Annotated in this window: 20 protein-coding genes and 1 pseudogene; all 21 read right to left on the bottom strand. The window is 47.3% G+C overall.

Features of this window, described 5'->3' with window-relative positions:
- Window positions 1-147: 147 nt before the first annotated feature.
- Window positions 148-504, bottom strand: coding sequence for a hypothetical protein (locus HRU77_08370; GenBank protein QOJ20708.1), 357 nt, complete (start codon window positions 502-504; stop codon window positions 148-150).
- Between the two features lie 141 nt (window positions 505-645).
- Window positions 646-2,853, bottom strand: coding sequence for a copper-translocating P-type ATPase (locus tag HRU77_08365; protein ID QOJ20707.1), 2,208 nt, complete (start codon window positions 2,851-2,853; stop codon window positions 646-648).
- 66 nt (window positions 2,854-2,919) lie between these two features.
- Window positions 2,920-3,273 carry a hypothetical protein gene (locus tag HRU77_08360; GenBank protein ID QOJ20706.1) on the bottom strand — a complete coding sequence of 118 codons (354 nt, stop codon included), beginning with the start codon at window positions 3,271-3,273 and terminating at the stop codon, window positions 2,920-2,922.
- A 181-nt stretch (window positions 3,274-3,454) separates the two neighbouring features.
- Window positions 3,455-4,210: an HD domain-containing protein gene (locus HRU77_08355; protein ID QOJ20705.1), complete on the bottom strand. Its 756-nt coding sequence runs from the start codon at window positions 4,208-4,210 to the stop codon at window positions 3,455-3,457.
- Window positions 4,211-4,271: 61 nt separating this feature from the next.
- The gene (locus tag HRU77_08350; GenBank protein ID QOJ20704.1) at window positions 4,272-6,974 is read right to left on the bottom strand and encodes a cation-translocating P-type ATPase; all 2,703 of its coding nucleotides are present in this window, start codon (window positions 6,972-6,974) and stop codon (window positions 4,272-4,274) included.
- A complete protein-coding gene (locus HRU77_08345; GenBank protein ID QOJ20703.1) occupies window positions 6,971-7,630 on the bottom strand; it encodes a methyltransferase domain-containing protein in 660 nt (219 codons plus the stop codon). Before HRU77_08345 ends, HRU77_08350 begins: the two co-directional genes overlap by 4 nt.
- The gene (locus tag HRU77_08340; protein ID QOJ20702.1) at window positions 7,627-10,776 is read right to left on the bottom strand and encodes an efflux RND transporter permease subunit; all 3,150 of its coding nucleotides are present in this window, start codon (window positions 10,774-10,776) and stop codon (window positions 7,627-7,629) included. The genes HRU77_08345 and HRU77_08340 overlap by 4 nt, the downstream gene beginning before the upstream one ends.
- A 1-nt stretch (window position 10,777) precedes the next feature.
- A complete protein-coding gene (locus HRU77_08335) occupies window positions 10,778-12,370 on the bottom strand; it encodes an efflux RND transporter periplasmic adaptor subunit (GenBank protein ID QOJ20701.1) in 1,593 nt (530 codons plus the stop codon).
- Between the two features lie 24 nt (window positions 12,371-12,394).
- Window positions 12,395-13,741, bottom strand: a complete 1,347-nt coding sequence (locus tag HRU77_08330; GenBank protein ID QOJ20700.1) for a TolC family protein — start codon at window positions 13,739-13,741, stop codon at window positions 12,395-12,397.
- Window positions 13,738-14,160, bottom strand: a complete 423-nt coding sequence (locus HRU77_08325) for a copper-binding protein (protein QOJ20699.1) — start codon at window positions 14,158-14,160, stop codon at window positions 13,738-13,740. The genes HRU77_08330 and HRU77_08325 overlap by 4 nt, the downstream gene beginning before the upstream one ends.
- Window positions 14,161-14,313: 153 nt before the next feature.
- Window positions 14,314-14,655, bottom strand: a complete 342-nt coding sequence (locus tag HRU77_08320) for a hypothetical protein (GenBank protein QOJ22108.1) — start codon at window positions 14,653-14,655, stop codon at window positions 14,314-14,316.
- A 118-nt stretch (window positions 14,656-14,773) separates the two neighbouring features.
- Window positions 14,774-15,130, bottom strand: coding sequence for a hypothetical protein (locus HRU77_08315; GenBank protein ID QOJ20698.1), 357 nt, complete (start codon window positions 15,128-15,130; stop codon window positions 14,774-14,776).
- Between the two features lie 204 nt (window positions 15,131-15,334).
- Entirely contained in the window at window positions 15,335-16,156 is an 822-nt protein-coding gene (locus HRU77_08310; GenBank protein QOJ20697.1) for an ATP-binding protein, read from the bottom strand.
- Entirely contained in the window at window positions 16,149-17,675 is a 1,527-nt protein-coding gene (locus HRU77_08305; protein ID QOJ20696.1) for an IS21 family transposase, read from the bottom strand. The genes HRU77_08310 and HRU77_08305 overlap by 8 nt, the downstream gene beginning before the upstream one ends.
- 123 nt (window positions 17,676-17,798) lie before the next feature.
- Window positions 17,799-18,725: pseudogene (locus HRU77_08300) on the bottom strand (DNA repair protein RadC).
- 20 nt (window positions 18,726-18,745) lie between these two features.
- The gene (locus tag HRU77_08295; GenBank protein QOJ20695.1) at window positions 18,746-21,583 is read right to left on the bottom strand and encodes a DUF1738 domain-containing protein; all 2,838 of its coding nucleotides are present in this window, start codon (window positions 21,581-21,583) and stop codon (window positions 18,746-18,748) included.
- Window positions 21,570-21,788, bottom strand: a complete 219-nt coding sequence (locus HRU77_08290; GenBank protein QOJ20694.1) for a conjugal transfer protein TraD — start codon at window positions 21,786-21,788, stop codon at window positions 21,570-21,572. Before HRU77_08290 ends, HRU77_08295 begins: the two co-directional genes overlap by 14 nt.
- Before the next feature lie 25 nt (window positions 21,789-21,813).
- Window positions 21,814-22,353, bottom strand: a complete 540-nt coding sequence (traF, locus tag HRU77_08285) for a conjugative transfer signal peptidase TraF (protein ID QOJ20693.1) — start codon at window positions 22,351-22,353, stop codon at window positions 21,814-21,816.
- 29 nt (window positions 22,354-22,382) lie between these two features.
- A complete protein-coding gene (locus HRU77_08280) occupies window positions 22,383-24,227 on the bottom strand; it encodes a type IV secretory system conjugative DNA transfer family protein (protein ID QOJ20692.1) in 1,845 nt (614 codons plus the stop codon).
- Complete coding sequence (locus tag HRU77_08275) at window positions 24,227-25,864, bottom strand: relaxase/mobilization nuclease domain-containing protein (protein ID QOJ20691.1); 1,638 nt, start codon at window positions 25,862-25,864, stop codon at window positions 24,227-24,229. The genes HRU77_08280 and HRU77_08275 overlap by 1 nt, the downstream gene beginning before the upstream one ends.
- 41 nt (window positions 25,865-25,905) lie before the next feature.
- Window positions 25,906-26,274, bottom strand: coding sequence for a conjugal transfer transcriptional regulator TraJ (gene traJ / locus HRU77_08270; GenBank protein QOJ20690.1), 369 nt, complete (start codon window positions 26,272-26,274; stop codon window positions 25,906-25,908).
- Window positions 26,275-26,464 lie beyond the last annotated feature (190 nt).

Below are 26,464 nucleotides of genomic sequence, written 5' to 3'. Positions count from 1 at the left end.
AACGTTCATTCCTGAAATTGGCGGCAGCCTCTACGCTGGGTTTGGGTATTAGTGGTGCAGGTATCTCCAGTGTGGAAGAAATTCTTTCGGGTGCATACCTTTCACGCCGAATGGCGGCACACAATTTATGGAGGTAAAGCAAAAGTATTATTTAATTGCTTCGGCCATCTTACGATGGGCATCAGCTAAATTCATATTTTCTATTGTAGCTTGCTCATAAGTATGAATCAAAGCCCGACACATTGATTCCATATCTAAATCGCGCTTACCATAATACTGTCTTTGGGCTTCATATTGCGCCAGCATTTTCTTATGTTCTTCTGCTTTTGACTGCATATCTTTTGCAGTATCTTCATAATGTCCAGCAATCCAATTATGATCCCGAGAAGTTTTGGCAGATTCGATTATTTGAGTCATATCCATCCGATAAGGCCCCAGATCTGCGCAGGAAGTCAGAAATCCTAACAAGCCAAAAACAACTAACGAGAAAATTGAGATTCTCACAGTTATATATCCTTACTAATTATGATCAATTAACACCCTATCAAAAACAGTATATATCATCATAGGTTACAGTACAGCATAAAATTTAGTAGCATAAGCAAATGAAAAATAAAAACCAATATCCAAATAATTTCCTAGTAATCATATTCTTGTACGATTAAGCCTCAACGCGTTAGTAACAACCGAAACCGAGCTTAATGCCATGGCTGCACCGGCAAACATGGGTGAAAGTAAAAAACCAAAAGCCGGGTACAATACACCGGCAGCAAGCGGAATGCCAAGGACGTTATAGCCGAATGCAAAAGCAAGGTTTTGGTGAATATTACGCATGGTGGCGTGCGACATCAGGATAGCGCGCTCAATACCGCGCAGATCCCCCTTTATAAGGGTAATACTTGCGCTTTCCATTGCAACATCGGTGCCGGTACCCATCGCTATACCGACATCGGCCTGCGCTAGCGCAGGCGCATCATTGATACCATCACCCGCCATCGCAACCTTGCGGCCTTCGGCTTGCAAACGTTTTACATGCCCAGCCTTGTCTTCGGGAAGCACTTCGGCCAGCACTTCATCAATCCCGAGATGCCGAGCTATTGCATTGGCTGTGTGCTGGGAATCTCCGGTCAGCATCACAATTCTAATGCCCAAATGTTTGAGCGTTACGATAGCTTCTGGCGTGTTTTCCTTAATGGGATCAGCGACTGCTGCGATTCCAACGGGAATGCCATCCACGGCGAAGAACACCACTGTTTTGGCTTCAGTGCGTAGAGCTTCTGCTTGATGATGCCAAGGTTGAGTATCCACGCCATGTTGCGCGAGAAAGCTGTAATTACCAACGAGCACGTACTCGCCATCAATATCTGCTTGTACGCCAAGGCCATTGATTGCGTCGAAAGATTTTGCTGGACGCAGAGTCAAACCACGTGCTTTTGCATTCTCTACAATTGCAAGGCCAATCGGGTGTTCCGAAAGTTGTTCTACACTTGCGATCAGCGCGAGCGCCTCATCGTCCGCAATACCCTTGACGATAAAATTGGTTAGAACCGGATGCCCGAGTGTCAGCGTGCCAGTTTTGTCTATCACTAAGGTATCAATATCCCGCATGCGTTCGATCGCCTCTGCATTGCGAAACAGGATACCCATCCGAGCGCCTTGTCCCATCGCGACGGTCATTGAAATAGGTGTTGCAAGACCGACCGCACAAGGGCAGGCGATGATGAGAACGGCAATGGCGTTAAGAAATGCATAAGTGAATTTTGGTTCGGGGCCTAGAAACCACCATGCTAGTGCAGTGATAATTGCGATGGCAATAACGATCTGAACAAAGTAAGCGGCGATGATATCCGCAAGCCGCTGGATAGGCGCGCGCGTGCGTTGGGCTTCTCCGACCATGTGAACGATACGTGCCAGCAATGTGTCTGCGCCGACGTGTTCAGCGCGGATAATCAATGAGCCATTACTATTCATGGTTGCACCGGTGATCTTGTCGCCCGGTGCTTTAGCTACCGACATAGGCTCACCGGTAATCATTGATTCGTCAACTCTGCTCATGCCTTCAAGTACTGTGCCATCGACAGGAATTTTTTCTCCAGGTTTTACGCGTAGCCTGTCACCTACAACAATTACATCAAGCGGTACTTGTTCCTCCGTTCCGTCATCGCGCAAGCGCCAAGCTTGGTTGGGTGCAAGCCTCAACAATTGTTGAATTGCCTGACTTGTCTGACCCATCGCACGCAACTGAAGGTAATCGCCAAGTATCACAAGTGTTACGATAACAGCTGCTGCCTCAAAATAAGTGCCCACCGCACCGTCGTGCGCGTGAAACTCCTGTGGAAACCAGTCAGGCATAAGTACTGCGGCCAGACTGAAGAAATAGGCACATCCGACGCCGAGTCCGATTAGTGTATACATATTGAGCGCGCGGTGTACGAGTGAGAGCCAGAACTTGCGCAGGATAGGCCAACCCACCCACAGCACTACTGGCGTACCCAGCAGGAATTCGATCCAACCACGTAAACGAGGTTGAAGGCCAAATGGTTCATTTAGACCAATCATGGGCATCATCGTGAGAGCAATCAGTGGAAGCGACAAAGCAATGCCAATCCACAACCGTCGCGTGAGATCGCGAAGCTCGGAATTATCCGATTCGCCCATATTCGTATTTGTAATAGGTATCAGAGCCATACCGCAGATCGGGCAGTCTCCCGGTGCATTCCGCAAGATTTCCGGGTGCATTGGACATGTCCATTTATCTTCATCCGCTGCTAGCGGCGCATCTGGAAGCTTGGAGTTTATTTGCCGATGATCATCAGTATCTGACGGATGTGAATCGTTTAAATCTGAATTCATTTTGACCCTCCCATAAATCATATCTAACCTGAAGGCTACGAGTCTCTCGTTCTTAAGTTGTGGACATTACTTCACTTCATCCGCTATTTGGTGGTGAATTTTCGCCATGCTCATATTTGCTTCTACAGCTTGCTCATAACTTTTTATCAGACTCCAACAATGCCCTTGGAGGTCTTGGGCGCGCTTGGGATAGTAATAAGGGTGTTTCTCATATTCTTCAAGAAGTTTTTTGTGCTCTTCTACTTTTAGCTGCATTTCATGAACTGCATCCTCATAGTGTTTGGCCAATGCTTCATGGTCAGCACTAGTTTTGGCATTACGAACCGCGCTGGTCATCTCCATCGGATGGGGGTTCATTTGTGCACAGGAAATCAATGAAGCCAGAATCACCAAAGTTGCAAAAAATATACGTGCTTTCATAAGTATCTCCTGGTAGTTGAATCAAAGAAATATACCTAAATTCTATAATTTAATTCGTAATCCTCGGTATAAAGTAGCCACCGAGTATCCCCAATGCTGTGATAATTGAAAGAATACGCCGTCCTTAGCGGTTAGTGAGTGAACTCGCTGTTGGTGACAAGATCAAGCCCTACAATATAGTTCATCTGCTTGACACTAACGAAGGATGATTATGGCATTTAGCAATAACCATTTTTTGCAGCACTTCCTCTTCGGCGCTGAAAGCATCTACGGCTTCCGGGTCAAACTGGCTTCCCTTCATACGTAGAATCTCTGCTTTGGCGAACTCAAAAGAATGACTCTTACGATAAGGCCGATTGGAAGTTATCGAATCCAAGGCATCTATTACCATGAATAGACGCGCACCTAATGGAATACGACCGCCACTCAGTCCTTTTGGGTAACCTGAACCATCATAGCGTTCCTCATGACAGAGAATGATATTTGCTGCATCTGTCATGGCAGGTATTTGCGAAATGAGATGGTAGCCTTTTTCTGGATGTGTCCGCATTTCGATCCATTCAGATTCTGTTAAAGAGCCAGCTTTCAGTAAAATGGCATCGGAGATACCAATCTTGCCAATATCATGCAGTAATGTTCCCCAGTATATTTGCTGCAATACATTCGGATCGAAGGTAAAGCGACGTGCGAGCACCATCGTATGGCAGGCGACGCGCTTGGAGTGCAAACCCGTTTCGTGCTCCCGCAGATCCAGCGCATTCACCAAAGTTTCTGCTAAGAGGTTGAACATATCTTCCTGACTGGCACAGACATCTATGGTTTTGAGGAAACAATGTTCGGAACAGTATGTAGCACCCACAGAAATATACGGTTGCCTTTCAAGAAGCTTTCCACAATGTTGGCAATACGCTTCTGGGTGCCTGCCTGTTTTGTTCATTTGATCCCCGTCTAACATGTGTGCTCCATTAGTACACAGAGATCAATATAATTATTATTTTTCAAATCTCCTTTATAAGACGATAGCGAATGAATTTTCTCAGCTCCAGAACGATCAAGGGTATGAATCCTACCGCGAACCATCCTATGCATTGACTTAGCGTAATAGGTTCAACCCCAAATAAGGTTTGAAACATCGGGACATGGTGTATCGCCAACTGCAAGCCAAAACATACTGCTACAACCAAAAATAACCTTATATTGGAAAACATGCTTATTTCCCAAATGGCACGCTGCTCGCTTCGGGCCCCAAAAGCGCGTAGCAGCCCAGCAATCACCAAAGTAGTAAATGCTGCATCGCGAGCTTGTTCAAGACTGCTACCCATTATATAGAGTTCATAGGCAAATACACCCAGCGTGACGCTGGCGGTCAGTAAGCCGGTAAATAGCGTTAGCTTGATTAAATCACGATTGATTAGTGCCGTTTGTGGATGCCGCGGTGGACGATCCAATACATCGGAGTCAACTGGATCGGTCGACAACGCCAGGGCTGCAAAACCATCAGTTACCAGATTGATCCACAGAAGATGCAAGGGCAATAGAGGGAGCGGCCAGCCAAGTAGAACTGCGACCAGCATCACGATTAATTCGCCGGTACTGCTACCAAGCAGATAAGCCAAAGTTTTAGCAATGTTGTCATAAATGCCCCGTCCTTCTTCCACAGCAGCGACAATAGAAGCAAAGTTGTCATCGGTGATAATGATATCGGCCGCCTCCTTGGTCACCTCGGTGCCAGTTACACCCATCGCGATACCAATGGATGCTTCCTTGATTGCAGGCGCATCGTTCACTCCGTCTCCGGTCATCGCCACTACCGCACTCTGGGACTTCCACGCGCGAACAATGCGAAGTTTGTGCTCGGCGGTGACGCGCGCATAAACGGAAACCCTTGATACACGCTCCTTCAGCACCTCATCATTCAATCGGTCGAGTTCGATACCTGCGAGAATTTCGTCGCTCTTACCCAGAATACCCAGCTCACGCCCTATCGCACGTGCCGTATCAGGATGATCACCTGTAATCATCACAGTTTTGATGCCAGCCCGCTTGCATTTGGCCACTGCTTCTTTTGCCTCGGCGCGTGGCGGATCCTGTAAGCCTATTAGCCCCAGAAAGATAAGTTCCTTCTCGATTTCGGCATCATCTGTCACTTTGCCTTCTTCGAAACTGAAGCCATCCAGGATGCGCTCAGCAATTGCAAGCACGCGTAGCGCATCGTTTGCCAGCAACGTATTAGCATGGAGAAGCCGGACGCGATCACTTTCTGTCAGATCCCTAATTCCCTGGTCGGTACGGATTCGGGTGCAGCGGCCGAGAATCACTTCCGGTGCACCTTTGGCGAATGCCCAGGAATTATTTTCCTGCCGACGGATTACAGTCATACGTTTGCGAGCGGAATCAAAAGGGACAATGGCCAGTCGTGGCATTTCAGCCTCAATCATTTGCCGGGTGATATTGCCTTTGGCGGCAGCAACCAGCAGCGCTCCTTCAGTAGGATCGCCCACTATCATAGATCGACCATCTATTAAAGCTAGCTCGGCATCGTTGCAAGCAGCCGATGCACGGAGCAGCGCGAGAAGTGATGGGGTTCCCTCTACCGGGATTTCTGCATTTCCGACAAAAAACCCCCCCTCGGTTGAATAACCTTCGCCAGTGATGCGATACAAGTTATCTGCCGTGATTAATTTGCAAGCAGTCATTTCACCCATTGTCAGAGTGCCCGTCTTGTCCGTACAAATGACTTGAGCGCGGCCTAATGTTTCAATCGAAGCCAGGCGCCGCACCAATGCATTCCGCCGCACCATGCGTTGTACACCCAAGGCAAGCGCGATAGTCACTACTGCTGGCAATCCCTCGGGGATAGCAGCAACGGCGAGACTCACCGTGCTTAAGAAAAGCTCAAATGGCGCTATCCCCCGCAATAATCCTAGCCCGAAAATCAGTGCAACAATGCTGAAACAGGCCAGCAATAACATATGTCCTACCCGGTCGAGCTGGACTTGCAACGGAGTTTCTCCACTTTCGGCAGTCTCCAGCAGTTTAGCGATATGGCCGAGTTCCGTTTCCATGCCGGTATTAACCACCAATGCGCGACCGGAACCGCCTGTTACGCTGGTACCAAGAAAAACCATATTTTTTCGCTCAGCCAAAGCTGTTTCTGGAGGCAGATTATCCGTGAACTTGTTTACAGCTTGCGATTCACCCGTGAGCGGTGCTTCGTTGATGCGTAGAACAGAAGCCTGAATCAGGCGGGCATCCGCAGTAACTAGATCCCCTCCTTCTAGCAGAAGAATATCGCCCGGAACAATTTCGGTTGCAGCAACCACCACGCTATGGCCATTGCGCACTACGCGACAATGAGGCGCTACCATATCAGCCAACGCGGCAGCAGCCTTTTCGGCACGATATTCTTGAATGAAACCAATCAGCGCATTCAATATTACGATGGCAATAATAGCGATGCCATCTACAGTTTCACCCAGCGCTGTTGAAACAGCTGCTGCGCCAATCAATACCCAAATAACCAGGCTTTTAAACTGACTTGCCAAAATAGCAAAAGCTGAAAATCGCTTACCCTTTCGTAGTTTATTAGGCCCATTCCGGACGAGCCGATCAACCACTTCTTCATCAGTAAGTCCCCGTTCCACATCGGTTGCAATGAGGTGTTCGAGTTCGGCTATTGATTGGCTATGCCATGCATTCATAGTTTATTTCTCATTGGCTTGCAGGCACGGTATAAAGCGATGGCTCCGACCACTGTGCGATAACGGGTAGTCTCCTCCACTGGATGGAATCCGGCATCTGCTATAAAAACCGGCAATAAACCCAGAATGTTATCGTGAACCTCTTCAGCCCACCGCATTACCAGAGAGATTAGCCGCATGACTGAATCGTGCGGTTTGCCGAAGTCCGCAATATGCAACTCACCACCGGGCTTCAACACGCGAAATGCTTCTCTGAGTGCTTGCTGTTTATCTTCCCGCGTCAAATGATGCAGCATCAGGCTGGCGAAAACGTGATCAAAGCTTTCATCCGGATAGGGCAAACAAGCCGCCGTACCCTGTTGCAGGACGATAGTCACTCCTGTTTGCTCGGCCTTCCTTCGTGCGATGTCCAATATCTGAGGATCCATATCAAGACCATTTACTTCGGCATCCGGTTGAATTTGTTTGATCATCAGAGTGAGTGTGCCCGTACCGCAACCCACATCCAGCACATCTTGACCAGGCTGGATGCGGGCTTGCGCGATCAATGCAGTCTTAATTCCCGATTCAGGGAATAAGCGCCGCATTATCGGATCGTACCAGCGTGTCAGCCAGTGGAAATGAAACGCCGGGATATAGCGAGGGGAATTCTTCATGATGACAAACCTCCCCTCTTTTCCGTTTTAAGCGAATGTCGAATTGGGATTTCCTTGACAAGCGCATAGACTGCGGGAAATACGATCAATGTTAGTACTGTAGCGGAAACCATGCCGCCCACCATCGGGGCAGAAATGCGCCGGATTACTTCGGAACCCGTACCGCTGCTGAACATAACCGGAAGCAGGCCCAAAACGCTTCCGGCGATGGTCATCATCACGGGTCGTATTCGATATACCGCCCCTTGCACTACCGCTTCGTAAAGATCCTCGACAGTGACTTTACTACCAGAAGCTTCGCGCTTTGCAGTCACCTCTTTGAGCGCCTGATCGAGAAACTCGAGCATGACCATCCCCGATTCGGCCGCAATACCAACGAGACCGATAAAACCAATTGCGGCTGCGATGCTCATATTGTAGTCAAGCCAATACATCAGCCAGATACCCCCGACTAAGGAAAAAGGTACCGATAGCATTACTATCAATGTCTCTGTAAGACGATTGAAATTCAGATATACAAGCAGGAACACCATCAGGAGAGTGATAGGCACTACCACTTTCAGTTTCTCGTTGGCCCGCTCCATGTATTCGAATTGCCCGCTCCAGGTGGCATAGTATCCGGGAGGAAATTGCACTTGTTCACGCACTGCTTTCTGTCCGGCTGCAACGTAACTGCCGATATCACGATCACGAATATCAACAAAAATATACGCGGACAGTAGTGCATTCTCCGTACGAATGCTTGGCGGGCCTTTGACAAGGCTGATTCGTGCAAGCTGGCCAAGCGGAATCATCGTCGCTCCCATGGTTGGAACCAGCACCTGAGTAGCAATTGCCTGCGGATCGCTGCGTAGCTCGCGTGGATAGCGTACGGTAACACCAAAGCGTTCCCGGCCTTCAACCGTGGTCGTCACCATCTCGCCGCCAAGCGCTGCTGAAATCACAGACAATAAATCGCCGACAGCCAATCCATATCGGGCAAGTTCAAGACGATCGGGCTCAACATCAAGATAGTAGCCGCCGGTTGTGCGTTCCGCATAGGCGCTACTGGTTCCTGGCACTGTTTTTACAGCTGCCTCAATCTGCTTGGCAAGTTTTTCAATCTCGCCCAAATCCTTGCCGAACACTTTGATTCCGACGGGTGTGCGTATGCCGGTGGCAAGCATATCGTTCCTATTTTTGATCGGCATCGTCCAGGCATTACTGACTCCTGGCATTTGTAATACTTGATCCAATTCGGCGATCAACTTGTCGATGGTCATGCCTGGACGCCATTCGCTTTCCGGTTTCAAATTAATGATGGTTTCAGTCATTTCCAGCGGCGCTGGATCAGTAGCGGTATTAGCGCGTCCGGCTTTTCCCAATACCGATGCCACCTCGGGAAAACTTTTAATGATTTTATTCTGTGTTTGCAGGATTTCTGCCGCCTTGGTAACGGAAATACCTGGAAGTGTTACTGGCATATAAAGTAGTGTGCCTTCATTCAATGTTGGCATAAACTCTGTTCCCAGCCTGAGCGTTGGATAAACAGTAACCCCAACTACCACGACTGCTGCCAGGACAATGACTTTTTTCCACTGTAACACCTGAGTCATTACAGGCCGATAGAGCTGGATCATGATCCGGCCCAACGGATTGTCCTGCTCGCGCGGAATGCGGCCACGGAGCAAAAGCAGAATCAGAGCCGGGACCAAGGTGATCGAAAGCAGCGCAGCACCCGCCATCGCAAACGTTTTGGTATAGGCAAGCGGGTGAAACATCCGCCCTTCCTGTGCTTCGAGCACAAACACCGGTATAAACGATACCGTGATGATCAGCAGGCTGAAAAATAGCGGCGGGCCGACTTCCTTGCAGGCTGCAATGACAGCCTCCGTGCGCGATTCATCGGGAGCGAGTCGCGCAAGATGTTTATGCGCGTTTTCGACCATGACGATTGCTGCGTCGGTCATTTCTGCGATCGCCAGCGCGATACCGGCCAGGCTCATGATGTTGGAATTAATGCCAAGGTGAAACATTGCAATGAAGGCGATCAGCACACCGATCGGAAGCATGATGATCGCCACCAGTGCACTGCGCACGTGCATGAGAAATACTACGCATACCAGCGCCACGATTATGATCTGCTCGATAAATACTTCGTTTAGCGTCGCGATGGCGCGGTGAATCAACTCCGAGCGGTTGTAGACAGGCTGAATCGAAACACCTTCTGGTAAACCGGATGCGATTTCGTCGATCTTTTTTTCGAGATTATGGGTCACATTGAGAGCGTTTTCACCATGCCGCGCCACTGCGATACCCGAAACAACCTCTCCTTCTCCGTTGAGTTCGGTGATGCCACGGCGCTCATCAGGTACTAATTCCACCCGGGCAATATGACGCAGCAATACCGGCATACCCTCGTGTGCCTTCACAACCAGATTTTCCAGGTCACTAATTCCGCGCAGATAGCCCTTACCGCGAACCATATACTCAGTTTCCGTCAGCTCGATCACACGTCCCCCGACATCGCGGTTGCTGGAGGCGATAACATCGGAGATTGTTTTGAGTGATATCCCGTAGGCTTGAAGGCGCCGCGGATCTACAGTGACTTGATAGTTTTTTACAAAACCGCCCACACTCGCCACTTCCGACACGCCATGTGCTGCGGTCAACTGATAACGCAAGAACCAATCCTGAATAGCACGTAATTCGTCGAGTGCGCGATTCTTGGCAACTAGCACATATTGGTAAACCCAACCGACCCCCGTTGCATCCGGGCCGAGAGAAGGCCTGACATTTTCTGGTAACCGGTTTGCTGCGAAGCTCAGGTATTCCAGTACTCGCGAACGCGCCCAGTAGATATCGGTGCCATCTTCAAAGATGACATACACAAACGATACACCGAAATTTGATAGTCCCCTGACAACCTTTGATTTTGGCACACTTAACATAGCTGTAGTCAGCGGATAAGTAACCTGGTCTTCGACCACCTGCGGCGCCTGTCCGGGATATTCCGTGTAAATGATGACCTGTACGTCCGATAAATCGGGTATTGCGTCGATAGGCGTCTTCAATACTGCATACACGCCCCAAGCTACCACAAAAAAGGTTCCAAGTAGTACCAGGAAGACATTCCGCACCGACCATTCGATTATATTGCCAATCATCTTAATGTCCTCCGTGAGCAGTGGCGCCAAGGCTGAGATCTACTGGCTGAATGTACACGATGATATATTCACCGGCTGATTCACCGGTGATTTCGAATATAATCTTTTGTCCAGGCTTTAATGAACGAAGTAACGCTGGATCAGAAACGCGAAAATCCATGATCATTGCAGGCCATTGAAGACTAGCGATTGGGCCATGCGCAAGTGTGATTGTTGCATGTGCAAAATCCATGGTATTGATGGTTCCTTCGCCACGATGAGTTTTTGACGGCGATGCCTTAACAAACGAACCAGTTCCAGTTTCTTTTTCCTCGTCCGGTAGCTGATGGCCTCCGTAACCCAAGCCACTCAGAACCGCCTTGAGATTACTTTCTGCATCAATTAGGAAATTAGCTTTAACCACAACGGTTTCTCCAGCATTAATTCCCCCCAGCACCTCAGCATAGCCATCGGCATGCATACCCAGTTTAACCGTGCGCGGTTCAAATCGGCCTGCGCCGAGATCCACCAATACCACCCGGCGGGTGCCAGTATCCAGTACGGCTGAATCGGGTATTACCAGCACTTTGTCTTTGCTGTGGGATGAAGCAAATTCCACGCGTGCGTACATGGCAGGTTTCAGCAGACCATCGGGGTTGGGAAGTACAACACGCACGATAGCAGTACGCGTCTCCGGAGTTACTGTGGGATAGATGAAAGCAATTTCACCGTTGAAAACTTCGTTTGGATAAGCTTCCACTCTGATGGTGGCCACCTGACCTTGATGTACCATTCCAAGATCCTGTTCAAATACATCTGCTAGCACCCACACGCTGGATAAATCAGCAATCTGATAAAGCACTTCTCCAGGCATAAAGCGTTGACCCATGACAGCCCTCTTTTCCAGCACGACACCATCGGCTTTAGAACGCAATGTCATATACTGCCGCACTTCGCCGGTTTGCTGCAGGCGTTGTAATTCGGTTTCCGCAATATCCCAATTGCGCAGTTTCTGCAATGCGCTGGCAACCAATCGCTGCATAGAGGCCCGCACATCGGAATCGCTATCAGCGGTGGATTGCAACCCCCTTAGCGCAATCAAGTATTCCTGTTGCGCTGTAATCAACTCAGGACTGTATACATCCATCAAGGCATCGCCCTTTTTCACTGCCTGCCCTGTGGTGTTTACATAGAGCCGCTGGATCCAGCCTTCAAATTTTGTTACTAACGCATATAATTTGCGTTCATCTGCCTGTATCGTTGCTACGGCTCTAATAGTGCGCGTCAGTTCACGTAATGTTGCAGTTTCAGTTCGCACCCCTAGTTTTTGAATTTTTTCGGTACTTATTTTTACAATAGTTTGATCTGATTGAGATTCCTCTCCCTCATAAACCGGCAGATAATCCATTCCCATGGTATCCTTTTTGGGTACTGGGGAGGTATCGGGCAATCCCATTGGATTGCGGTAATATAAAATCTTTTTTTCAGTGCTGGTTGCTGCGGATAAAGTAACTCCGGTTGATGTTTGTGATTGCGTACTACCCCACCAATAACTTGCAAACAATGCAGTTGTAATCGCAACTCCAACCATGATTAGTTTAACGACGGATTTCATAGGAATCTCCATAATCGGTAACAGTTAGTGCTGCTTTTTGCCAGCCAGCAAATCAATTTCCGCCACTGCTTTGTTGTAATTCGCCATCGCTGTGATGAGACTGGTCTCGAAATCAAATACTGTCATTTGATTATCCAGCAAGGTCAAAAAGTCGACCCGGTTTACCTGGTAAGCAGCCAATGCGGATTCAACCGTCAATTTCGCTTGTGGAAGAATGGCAGTCTGATAGAGCTTGACCGATTTCAGGCTTTGCTCAGCGATGGCAATTTGCTGACGCAATCTTGCCGTAACTTCATTACTTTGCGCTTGATACAGACTGACTGTTTGATCACGCATTGCCTGTGATTCCATGATGCGAGGCTCAATTTTATTGCCGCGCCATACCGGCAGATTAACCGCCACAGTCATACTGACCATGTCATCGCGTCTCGTACCGTCCATCATGTTGTCACGCTGACCATACGAAAGTCGCACGTCAAAATCCGGATAGTAGGTCCTGCGTGCCAAATCAACAGATTTCTCATTGCGTGCAATCAGACTTTGCAATGCAAGCAATTGCGGGCGTTGCGTTAGAGCTTCTTGTTGTAATGTCTCTAAATTCAAAGGCACTTCTTGAATTTGTAATGGTACCGGAACTAGAATCTCGCCTTTCATGTGGCGTCCCAGAATGCGAATCAATTCCGCTTCCAGCACTGGCTGTTCGCGCGTCAATACTAACAATCTGTCCAGCATTCTCGATACCTGTGTTTGTGCTTTCAGCACATCCGCCTGACTGCCTTGTCCAACTTGGTAGCGTTCTTCCGCAATGCGCAGAAAACGTTCGAGAATCTGCTTGTTTTTCTCGGTCAGCTTGATTATCTCAACCGTGAGTCCGAGATCCCAATATGCTGTTTTAAGATCGTGCACAACGCGATTAACCGTTTCATGATAACCCTGCTCAATCGCTTCGGCATCCTTGGCGGCAACATCTTTACGCAAACCGCGCTTTCCCGGAAAAGGCAAACGCTGGGATAGACCGATCATTTTCATGGTCATATCCTCGCGGTTGAATGGTGAAGATGCCAGCGGTGCATTGATCACACCAGCCTCAAGCATGGGATCATCCAGCGCTTCCGCTGGTGATACTCTTTGTTGAGCGGCTTCACGTTCTTGATACGCAGCCTGAATCTCCGGATTATTTTCCAGTGCTTCTGCAATCAAACTTGGGAGCAGCGTCACGTTGTGGGAGTTGGATGCTGTTAAAGTTGCCTTTGTAGCAGACTGTGCAAAAATTGCTGTACCAGCCCTGTTTAAAATATCTTCCTTACCCTGAGCATTTGCCGGAAGTACGATAACAGCAAGCACTGCCGCAACAATTCTGCCGGGAATCACTGCGAACTCCCGGTGGAATTTTGCTTACTCAATTTTACGATGACGTAATTGGAAGCTTCTTTTTCAAGAGAGAATTCAACGATATCGCCTTCTTTAATTTTAGTAGCCAATGAGCGTTCCTTCAGGCGAAAGGGCATAGTCATTCTTGGCCAATTTAGTGCAGCGATCGGGTCATGATTTATTTTTATTGTGGCGTTGGATTGATCGACCTGCAGCACCACACCCCTTGCAAAAATGAGATTGGAAGAAACAGACGATTCTTTATTGGATATTTGTGCCGAGTTGTTGCTTGTGTTATCAGTAATGTCGGATACTGAGTCAATTGGAATTGGTTGTGTAATCCGATCTGCAAGTGACAGAGCAGACATACAGGCAAAGATTAACGACAGTAATAATTTAAAAGAAAATGAAAGGGACATACTAACCTCCTAACTGTTGTATCACCAAAACTTATCAGTCTAGTAATAGACAATAATGGCAATAGCTTGCGCATTGCAAAATCTTGCGTAGCAATTACTTAAACGCAGGATTAATCTGAATTGATATTTTTTGCCTGGATTACAGGCGGATTTTTAAAGGGGGTTAGCTAGCGGAGGATGTTGCGGCTGTTCGGATACAAATGAAATAAAACTTGGACTCAATGAAGTAATAGCGGAAGTGTCGTTAGTTTGCATGACAGCAGTGTAGCCAGACAGGATCGGCGTATTACTGTATGCGTTACAAGAGGTATCATCGCACGGCAGACTTGCTAACAAATGATCGGTTGTATTATCTGCTGTTTGCTTATGACAAGCATCATGATGATGGCTGTCGATAGCTTTCGTCGATATGTTGTGATGACTGTTGATATTGTTTTCTTGCACACACACTGACAAAGCAGCCGCTGCAGCGCCTTGCAATGGAAGCCACAGCATAAAAAAAACCAATAGCCATTTGTAGTTGCGTCTTTTCATTTGTTTATTATAAACAATTTCAAGCTTATCACTAGACAAAAATTAAGTAGCTCAATCGTGCTGCTTCATCAATCGAATATTACTTAATCTCTTCAGCCATTTTGCGATGGGAATCGGCCATATCCGTATTTGCTTTCGCAGCTTGCTCGTATGCATTAATTAGGTTTCGACAGTGTGCCTGCAAATCTAACGCTTGTCTACCATAGTGGGAAGAATTTGACTCGTATCCTTCAAGCATTTTCTTATGTTCTTGTGCTTTTGACAGCATTTCTTTTGCAGCATCTTCATAATGCTTAGCTAGTGCATTATGGTCAGTAGGACTTTTTGCTTCCTGAATAGCTTTAGTCATATCCATTGGGTGTGGATTCATTTGTGCACATGAAGCTAATAAACTTAATAAACCAACAGCAATTAAAATTAAGATTTTGTTTTTCACAATAGTTCTCCATAATAAAAATTAATATAGCCCAATAGAACCATAATACTACTATTGTCAATGGCGGAGTAAAAGGGTACCAAATAGCGCGCGAAGAGTGTACCAGTTAGGTTAATAAAAAGAGGGATTTAACCTCTGGTTTTGCGCCTCTGATTTTTTATTTCTTGGGTTTCAGTAAAGGCGCAGTGTTTCCCCTAAAATCTTTTATATTGGTCTGGCATCCTCCTTTTCTATAGGCTTGGTTTGTACTGTCTGCTTTTGCCGTTTCTTGCTTGCGGCCAGGCGATACGATTCTCCATTCATTTCCAGAATATGAACATGATGGGTTAAGCGATCCAACAGCGCACCGGTCAATCGTTCTGATCCCAACACACTGGTCCACTCATCAAATGGTAAATTCGATGTGACTAAAGTGGATCCATGTTCATATCGACGGCTGAATACTTCGAATAAGAGCTCTGAACCAATTGCAGTAAATGGCACATAACCCAGTTCGTCGATGATCAGCAATTTGACGTTGGTCAATTGCTTTTGCAAGGTACGTAATCGCTTTTCATCGCGCGCCTCCATTAACTCATGCACCAGCGCTGCAGCTGTCGTGAATAAAACGCTCATGCCTTTTTGGCAGGCAGCCAGCCCTAAAGCCAATGCGATATGAGTCTTGCCAACGCCTGATGGGCCCAACGCAATGATGTTCTCGCGCTTATCGATCCATTCACAGCGCATCAACTCCAGTATCAATGATTTATTCAGTCCAGGTATTGCAGCAAAGTCGAACGTATCCAGGCTTTTAATTACTGGGAATTTCGCCTGACGTATGCGCCGCTCGGTATTCCGCCGTTCACGATCAATGCATTCCAGTTCGCATAGTCGCAATAAATAGCGTGCATAATCAACATCCTCACGTGCGCATTCGAGTCCCACCTTTTCATATTCACGTGCAAAGGTTGGTAACTTTAGGGTCTTGAAGTGATTGATCAGCAAGACTTGCGGCGCGACCGTGGTGGGAATAGAGGTATCAGTCATAACGCACCTCCGTAGATTGGCTTGACTTGAATCCTTGCAGCAAGCTTAAATACGATCGTGGTTCAGTGGATTTCACGCTGGCACGGGGTAAATAGGGATAGAGCATCAAATCGAGCTTGGCAGGTCGTTGCTCTATCGCGCACAGAATCAAATGCTTGATGGCATCAAAACCAATTGTACCGAACCCCATCGCTTGTTTGATTGCCTGCTCAACTTGCGCTAGGCTAAAATTCTCCAGCAACCGCAAAATCTGGATATATTCCTTGCGGCCACGGCGTTCCATGCGGACTTCCAACACGCGACGCAGCCGATCGAATACTTCAGGTAGTACCCAATCTTGCAAGGGTGCCGCTTGATCGAGCGCACGCGGTTTCTGCTCTAACAATGCCAGGTAGTGCAAGGGGTTGTATATGAATTCTTCCCGACCGTAGCTGCGCGCATGACGTGCAATCGTATCTGTGCCCAGGCAAATCTCTACGCGATCCACATAGCCCTTCACCAGTACCTCCCAGTGACCGTATTGAGTAGGCACCGAGTAATCGTTGCTTCGATAACGCACGAGCGATAATGAAGATACACGCGTGGAAATCTTATGGCAGGCATCAAAAGCAACTGCAGGTAAAGCCATCAATGCAGCCGTATCGCGTTTCATGCGCTCAGCGATGGTTTCAGTTTGACCCCGCAACTTGGCCTGTTGGCGCTTGATGCACCCATCCAACAATTTTGCATTCAGGGCATTAAAATCAGCAGCAATGGGTAGCGGCACCATGAAGTGGCGGCGACTGTAACCAACCATGCCCTCAACTTTCCCCTTGTCGTTGCCTTTGGCCGGTCGCCCAAACTTGTCTTCAAACAGATAGTGGCTCTGCAGCTCGCTGAATGCCTTGGTACGCTGGCGTTTGCCATCGCCCAGTATCTTGGCCACCGCAATCTTGGTGTTGTCGTACAGGATCGATTGCGGTATCCCACCCAAAAATGCAAAGGCAGCAACATGCCCATCCAGAAAGGATTCGGTATCTTCAGTTGGATAGGCTTTGACAAAGCAACCATCCGAATGCGGCATATCAAGGCAGAAATAATGGAATCGAACCAGTTTGCCACCAATATAGCCATCGGCTTCACCAAAGTCTACCTGGGCATGGCCAGGCAAGTGCACTAACGGCATGAACATTTCCTTCTGCCGAATTGCAGCCTTGTTAACATAGTTACGTACGATGGTATAACCACCAGTAAAGCCGTGTTCTTCACGCAACCGCTCCAATATCCGTATCGCAGTATGGCGCTGCTTAACATGCACTTGTTTGTCAGCTTCCAAAATAGCATCAATGATGCCAGTGAAAGGAGCAAGCTTGGGAGATACGGGTTCGCGCTTGCGCCGATAACCCGGCGGTGCAGCGTATTGACACATCTTCTTCACAGTCTTGCGGTGAATTCCAAAATAACGCGCAACTTCGCGCTCGCTTCTGCCTTCTACCATCACCGCACGTCGAATCTTTACATATAGTTCCACTGTATACATCCTCATCGCCTTTCACTTGATGCTAATCGCATCAGCTTACAGGCTTCAGACTGGTACACTTTTATTCCGAGATTCCCGCGAAATTCAGTGCGCCTCAGTGGTACATTTTTACTCCGCTATTTACACCGGGTGCCTGTAATCATTGGCATTCGTGATGGCAAATACGGTATTGACGCCGGAATTGCGTGCAAAATTTTGTAATCGCACCAGAAGCAGATTTTGAGGACGATTCAATACCGATAAGGGTAATTCACTTAACGACAATACAAAACCTGTTGCACTGATCCCTATCAAGTTAAAAAACTGGTCTCGCTTTTTTAAAGCATGGCCTATCTTTGCCAGATCCTCCGGTGAGGCTATTTTCTCCAGGAGCAGTTCATGACTTTTATAATGATTATTCTGGTAACCTCCTGCCTGATTACCCATCCAATCCACAAAATCGACATGACCGTCTTTATCAATGACACTGTATTGACTGGTATTGATAACGACATGGCCTTTGAAACTCGGGACAAATGATGCGATTATTTCTGTGAGCCTGACATCCTGACTCGATGGCGTAGCATTACCCGATGGATGATTGTGCAATAACCAGTAACCATCTGCTTTAACATGACGTTTAGTCTTTTCTACCAAAACACCCAGATCATGTTTGGCATGTCCAATCTTCTCCAGATAGACTGCACCCGGCAATCTGGAACTCACAGCAGTATGATGAACGATGCGATTCATACGGGTATAAAATATTCTCAGCGTTTCATAGCGCGGATCACGCAGTATTTGCGCCATTATTGCCAGATCATGGCCTGACTTGATGTGCTGATTCAGAAAAGTGGTTCCTCCTTTTTCTCGGAAGTCTTTCGGGAAATCACAACCCAGTAAGGTGCCACCTGCCCATCGAGCATGAGCTTCAAGCAGTTCTGTATAGGCGCCTCTTCCTGCTTCCCTTTGTTTTTCGGTAGTACCGGGACGAGTTTCAATGTTTTCATAAAGATCACCTTCATCAGGATTGGATGGGATTCCTGGAATCTTCAGCATATTATCGCGCATCTTGCGGCCTCCTTATCAAATTACCTGACCAATGCCCGTTTTTGCTTGATTTCCTGCTGCTTAGGTTCAATAGGGACTTGTAACTTCAATAAGCTGTCCTGTTTAGCCTGCTGCGATACTTTTTCAACAACCGATCCAACTTGTCGTTTAACCGCCTCAATACCCAACGCGCTCTTATTGGCGAGATCATTAAAATCATTTAATTTCTTTGAGTCCTGTTCACCCAATGCAAAAACCGGAAATACCGCTACACCATTTACCAATGCCGCTGCTTCAAGCGCTTTTTCCTTGCCAGGGTTTTTGCCAAGGGTGGATTCCAGATGATAATCATCGTCGCCTGCGATAACGATTGGCTTGTGCGGGTATTTATGATGTAAATCCTGCGCAACTTTGGGCAAGTTACCTGAATCAAATGCGGTGATGACGGGATAATCCAGCGCCTGGGATAGCGTGTCTGCGGTGGCATAACCTTCAGCAATCACAATGGCAGGTGCAGCATCCAGTGCTGTGAGTCCCTGACTCTCGCCACCAACGACATGAAAGTTATTCTCCTTTCTGCTACCAGATGCAAAAAGCTTTGCTCCACCAGCCTGTATCGTTTGCACGCTCCAGATCTGTCCATCAACATCTTGTGCGGCCAGCAACAAATCACCGGCACTCAGTACAATACCGTTTGGATTTTCTTCTCGTAGTGCTTTGACTTCCTGCCAGTTCTGACCAATTTTTATGATTGAGTCATTGGGTAAATCATCAGCATTCTGCGGCACAATTCTCAGATCGCCTGGCCGGGCATGCTTGTCTTTCAGATAAGGATGCTCGGAATCGGCAGCAGGTGCGATAATCAGCAATTGTTGAATTGCATCAGCAACTTTAATTTGCTGCGCATGTTGTTCGGCTTTTCTATTCTGCTGCTTGATAGCAGCTTGGGTGATCAGCTCCGCTTTTTGCTCATCCGTTAACGAATATCCCTTGGCCTTCCAGCGCGTCTCTATCCCGGTTCGATTGTTCTTGAAATAACCGGCAGGATGACCATCCAGATGCGCCACATAAAAACCTGATTTCTCACCCGACTTGTCACCAATAACTTTAATTCTGTGTTTACTGCCATCCATCATCGGATGATTACCATCAACCTGACAACCTTGAGCACGCAGCAAGTCAGCAAATTCACTCACAGGATCTATCGCAGGTTCCTGCTGTGTGGAAACATTCTCCGGTAGCCAACGTTGCAATGTTTGGATATCTGCTTCTGGCCCTACATACCAGGCACGGGCCTTTTTGTCCCAACGAGCTCCAGCGGCCTTTGCCAAGTCTTTTTCCGTATAAGGAACGATCAAATATTGACGAGCATTGTCATCGTCTTGATCGGTCTTGGCTCCTGATATCGATACTTCAGTACTAATTGGATCATTTCGAATACGATTTTCATGGATGTTGGCGAGCTGAGCGGCCTTTTCATGTTCATTTTTATCGGCAGCGACATCAATGAGTGCAAGCAAATTGGTTAAATCTTCCGCTTCTTGTTTAGACTCACAGTCTTTTACCCATTGAAAAGTCTGGTCATCACGCTGCATAGTCACGCCCCAGAATTGCGGTTCTCTATTCAGTGAATCAGCGGATACTATCGACTCAACGCCATTTTCATCGGTTTGAATGACGTTGCCCTGCACTTGGGTGCGCCCATTCCAGTCAGCCGGAATGCTAAAACCCAATTTGTCTGAAGATACTTCTTCAAACTCCAGATTATCAATGGCACCATTCCTCAAAAACTTGAGCGCATCGGCAACTAAAACGATGGCATCCTGATCCTTTTTTGACATAGCTTGTGTCAACTCATTCAACCGTTTGATATTGTGGGATGCGATGGTGGCCAGATCAGGTGAGAGATTGTGTAAATAGCTGGCGGTGTTTTGCTTGATTTGATTCATTTTGGTTGCCTCCTCTACATCAACTTTCTGTGCAATTTCCTGTTGTTGTGACAATGCCAGTACATATTCTTGGATTTTTTCCGCATCAGCGGCAGCACGAAATATTTCTGTCGGATCTTCCTGTAGCGCTTTGATCCATAAACTCACATAAGCCACATGCTGCCCCGGATCATGACCGATACCCAGCTCACCGCTGAGCAACATGCTGGCAATTTCAGCGCGTAATTCTTCGCGGCCGTAACCCTCGCTGCCGAATGGATGCGCGAGATCACGATTTAAGCGCAATTCATGACCGGTCCAGTGGCCCAGTTCATGCAGGGCGGTTGCGTAATAGCGATCGGGAGTCGGAAATTGATGCTTGTGTGGCAAGTGGATACTGTCGGTTGATGGCCGATAAAATGCGCGATCAGCCTCGCCATGATGGATTACGGCATGGGATGCTTGTAATATGCGTTCTGCCCGCTCCAGGGGATCCCAGTCAGGGGCTTTAATGTCAAGTTCGGGCAGATTATCCATCTGCTGCGCATTAAATACGGCGGCATAAAACACTCTGGGGCGCTCTAGTCTCACCTGTTCTTTAATGGGCTGCCCCTCAGTATTGAATACAGGATTTCCACTATCATCATTTTTGATGCGCTCATCAGTAAATTTCCAGTATTGCACGAGCGTGCTTTTTTCACCCTTGCGCACCTGTGCGCCAATGTTTACCGCTTGCTTGTACGTCAACCAACGCGGATCCGTATACGCAAGACTCATCAGGTTAAGGCTATTAATTCCCCGGTAACGCTTACCAGTTGTGGGATTGACAGGCAATGTGGCCAGCAGGTCACCTGGTTTCCACGGCTTTTGCCAGGGAGCTACGCCTTTATTAAGTTGCTCAATCAAATTCTCGGCGACTTGTTCATGAAAAGCCTTCTTAGCCCCTTTCATCTTCAACCTCCGCTGCATGATCAATCGTGCTATCCAACGCATCTTCCTCACTCAAAGCGTCTTCTTTGAATGCGCCCAGCCTTTCCGCCTCCAATGGATCAAATTCAGCCTGGAAGCCCGGTATTTCTGCATCGAGCAACTTTTCCTGAATGATTTCTGTTATGTCAGGATTATCGGTTTCAGCATCAATCGGTGGTCTATGCATGGCTTTGACTCCTGTTAATTTTTAATTAATGACTCCAGGTAAAAACTGGACGGACAACCTGTTTAATCTGATCACGCGCAATCAGTCCGAAATAGCGCGCATCAAAGGATTGGGGGTTCACATCGGATAGCAGCAGGTATTCAGCATCATTCAGCACAGTTTGAAGCCGGTATTGTGGCAATGGTTGACCCTCAGCATCAGCTGTTAGCTGAGCGCTGTTAGGTAAATGTTCACCATTCACAAAGATGCCAGCCTGATCGATGGAAACCGTATCTCCGGATTGTGCAAACACCCGTTTCAGCAACAAACCATAACCGCCCGGACAATCCCCTCGATTGATGTAGGATCTGTCCTTAGCCATATCAAAAACCGCATTCTGTGGTGGACAGAAAGCAACATAAGCGCCGCTGACAATTGGTTCATCAACAACTTTGTAGAAACCCACTGGCAAACTTGGTGTGGTATTGATATAAATCCCGCTGATCTGAAAACCAATACTCAGCACAAACAGGCTAATGCTCAATGCCAGTAAAGAAACAACCAGGATTTTTATGGTTTTTTTCATGAAATTGATTCTCATGCGTGCGGGGTATCTCACAGCCCGGTTAATTTGTCGCTGAAGCTCGGGGGATTCACTTGTGCTCGTGCACTAAAGGTTTCATCCTGGAAATACAAAGGCTGCGTGCCATAAATGGCTGGGAAACCGGCCACATAAATGATCATGTCGCCTGGTTTGGTGATTTTGCCTTCAGCATCTTTCATGGGGCCGGGCAGTCGCATACATTCATCCGGCGTTAATAACGCGCGCTGCGTCTCCTGTAGGGTGCGGGTGACATGTCCATGCATCATCGATGAGCGGCGTCCACTGGTGGTAATCTGTTCTTTGATGACCGTGGTTTGCCCGGTCAGTTTGGATAAGTGTTCCGCCGTTTCAAGCCGGTTAGGTGCAAACGCGGTCTGGATATGGCAATTGGAAGTAATCGCTTCATCATGCCCGTAGCCGGTCTCGCGACTTTTGAGCTGATTCAAATCCTGGCAGATCAGATAGGCTTTCATGCCATAGCCTGCGATAAACGCGAGGGATTCCTGAAAGATTTCAAGCTTGCCTAGGCTTGGGAATTCATCGAGCATCAATAGCAGTTTGTGTTTGTAATGCGCGGCTGGTTGACCATCTTTAAATGTGATTCTATCGGCCAGCTTTCTGATGATCATATTGATCAGAATGCGGATTAAAGGACGCTGCCGCGATTTGTCATTGGGGTGCGAAACAATATATAAACTGACAGGATGCTCGTGGTGCATGAGGTCGCGGATTGTAAAATCCGATGTGCTGATGTTGTTGGCCACAATCGGATCGCGGTACAAAGACAAATACGATTTGGCTGTCGATAATACCGAACCTGCTTCTTCCTCCGGGCGATCCAGCATGTCGCGCGCACTGGCTGCAATCACTGGGTGACTTTTGCCATCCAGATAATCCTGCATAGCCATTTCCATCCACAGTTCCCTGATATCGCGATCAGGATCAGAGAGCATTGCATCGACAGTCGATAAAGTGGCCGGAGACCCTTCTCGCTCAGACTTGTACAAAACATGCAAAATGACACCTACCAGCAATGCCTGGCTGGTCTTCTGCCAGTGGGTTTGCAATCCCTTACCATCTGGATCAACTATTAAGGTGGTCAGGTTTTGAACATCGGCCACTTCCATGCCGCTGCCAATCTGGATTTCATCTAACGGATTCCAATGCGCGCTACTGGTTGATGCCGGATCAAAACGCAGCACCTTGTTTTTAGCATGCTGCTTTCTCCAACCGGAAGTGAGTGCCCATAACTCACCTTTGAGATCAGTAATGACCGCGCTCTGAGTCCAGGAAAGCAGGGTCGGTATAACCAGACTGACACCTTTGCCTGAGCGGGTCGGGGCATAACACAACACATGTTCCGGGCCGCTGTGTTTCAGATAGTGGGTTTTGCCGGAATTATCCCGCCAGCCGCCGACATAAACGGCGTCGTTATTGTTACTCTTGCTATACCTGCCTGTTGCTAGTAATCCTGCAGCTACAATATCCTTTTTGTCGGCCCATCTGGCTGAACCATGCAATCCCTGATTGGTCCGGGATGAATTGGCCAGCACCATTTTAATGACCAGCACCAATATCAAACCGATACTGGAGAATAAAATACCGAAGCCTGCCGCCAGATCGAAGATGCCCGAATACTCGCCATACCATTTATTTGCCCATAGCAGAATTGCCCAGGGTTCATAGATGTTAAAGAAGTGCGTGCCTAATTGCGGCTGATAGTTGAATTGGTGAGCAAAATACTGGGTGGCGACTTGGAATCCGCCAATAAGACAGACAATGGATAATGAGCGAACGATAATCTTGTCTTTTTTGATATTTCTGCTGTCTTTAGAACTCAGATTGATGTTATTCATCAGAGGCTCCTTCGAGTGGTGATGGAGGTGGTGGATCGTTTTTGACCTACCGATTGCGCTCTATTTAAAGCATGCTGTTTCATCAACTGCTGACGGTATTGTTCAAGTGGCTTATCGTCAAAAGTGATGCGCATTTGGTTTTGTGCTGCAACCTGAGCTATCTGAAGGCGAAACGATTCAGTTCCATTGATTGCCAGGTGACTGCCATACTTCTTTATGGCCACTTGTAAAATATCCACCAATGCATCTTGTGTTGTATCCGGCAGCACGATTAATCGCTTGCCGTCATCGCGAATTGTGGTTGATCCTGCTTTATAAGTGACTGTGCCGATTTTGGTGATCGATTCCACAGAGCTATCTTTAATAAAGCCATCCTTGAAGTAGCCATTAGATTTATCATTGCTTGGCTTGGCCGATACCTGGTTGCCCTTAAATTGACCGATTCTTCTGGATCGCAAAACAGCCAATGCTTCAGCATTGCCATTTTTGGCCTCAAATGCTAACCAATACAGCCACCCCATTCTGGAATGACGGTTTTTAGATTGCTGGTAGGCTTTTTGGTAATCACTTTTAATGACTTCGATAGTCGTTTTGAATTGCTGATGTGCGGTTGCGTATAGCGCTTTATTAGCCAATCTACCGGCTTTGATGCTTTTAATGATGTTGCGCTTGAGTTTGGCTTCCCGTTTGGCGCGCTCAATGAGTTGATCCCTTTTGTGTCGCAGCATGGCCCATTGAGTAGTTCGCTGTCTGACGCTATTCGCTTGCTCTTGTTGGTATCGCGCATAAAGCTTTGAAGTATCCATCCGGTTTTGTAATGGTTTTGGCTGATATTGTTTGGCGTTTTGTTGTGACGATTTTGCAGAATGCTCACTAGGTACAAATGCACCCAGTCTTTGAGTTAAATTCCCTTTGGATAAAGAGCGATCAATAGAGCTGGCTTTAACAGCCACGCCATTATTGGCAACCAATACAAACCCGTTGCCACGTTCCTTGATTTCAAGGCCATGCTTAGCTAAAACCTGATGCAAATCCTGCCAGTTGTCCGACTGCTTCAATTCATCCAAGCACTCACGCTTGATCCAGCCCAATAAACTCTCCACGCCTGTCCTGGCTTCAATTTCTTGCGCTACTCTGGACGCTTTATCACTCACAGTTTCATGATTAACTGTGGTTAAGCCATATTCTTGTTCGATCTGCTCACAAAGCTTAGCTACTTTCTTGTAGTCATAGTAGGGATTATGGATTGTTAAGTTTCCAGGATGTATCTTGTTGATTGCAATATGCATGTGCAGGTTATTGGTGTCATCGTGGACTACGCTGATGCGTTGATGACCATTAAAACCCAAGACATCGCAAAATTGTTCTTCAATAGCATTCAGATCAGAAAGAGATAAACGTTCCCCTTCAGGGAAGCTCAGTACCAAATGACAGGTTTTGTCTGATTTGGCGCGCGTGTTCATTTCCTGCGTGTTCTGAACTTCAAGTAAGGCAGCCGTTAGATCGTCTGTATAGCAGTTTGATACCTTGATCTGGCTGACACGTTCACTCTTGTCTTGGGGATCAGTTAAATACTGTATCAGCACAGAGAAGCTGCTTTTGCGCACTGATTTGATGGGTATGATTTTAGCGATCATCGTATTTAAGCTGCTTAAGTCAAAAAGGACTATTCCGAAAGTTATTTTTTAAGCTTCATAATTTCATTGAGCATGGCGCTTTGTGTATTCCGGATACTGTCCAAGGTTAAATGCAACTGCGACTTGCCAATTAATTTTGTGCGCTTGTCGTTGGTAAGCCAAAGTTTGATCAATCCACCCAGCCTGCCAAGATCGCCGTTAATTTTTAGCAGGCTATCTACCTGTCTGCTGTCAACAATACTAGGTACTTGATAACCCAAGCCCAGATTGCGCAGATACTCAGCAACAGTTAATCCAGCATCCGTTGCTTTACTCTTTATTTCAGCTTCCTCAATTGGCAAAACAGGAACCCTGAGCTTCTTCTCTCTTCTTTCTTTTTTGATTGTGTTGGGGCTCTTTTTGTCAATCATTTCAGTTTTCCTCGAAGAGCAAGATCAACGTTGAGCACACTGTGCGAATAAGTTGTGGTGGAGATGGCCATCTCCACATATCTTGCCCGGTTCTGTGAGTTTCAAGAAATATACTAACACTATAATCGATGTTTGCAAATAGTTTATTTTCGTTATATCATAATTTCAAACAATACAAAAACGCTTGAAA

The sequence above is a fragment of the Gammaproteobacteria bacterium genome, from assembly GCA_015709615.1.
In the GTDB taxonomy this organism is placed as follows: domain Bacteria; phylum Pseudomonadota; class Gammaproteobacteria; order Burkholderiales; family Nitrosomonadaceae; genus Nitrosomonas.
This window is presented reverse-complemented; position numbering and strand designations above follow the sequence as displayed.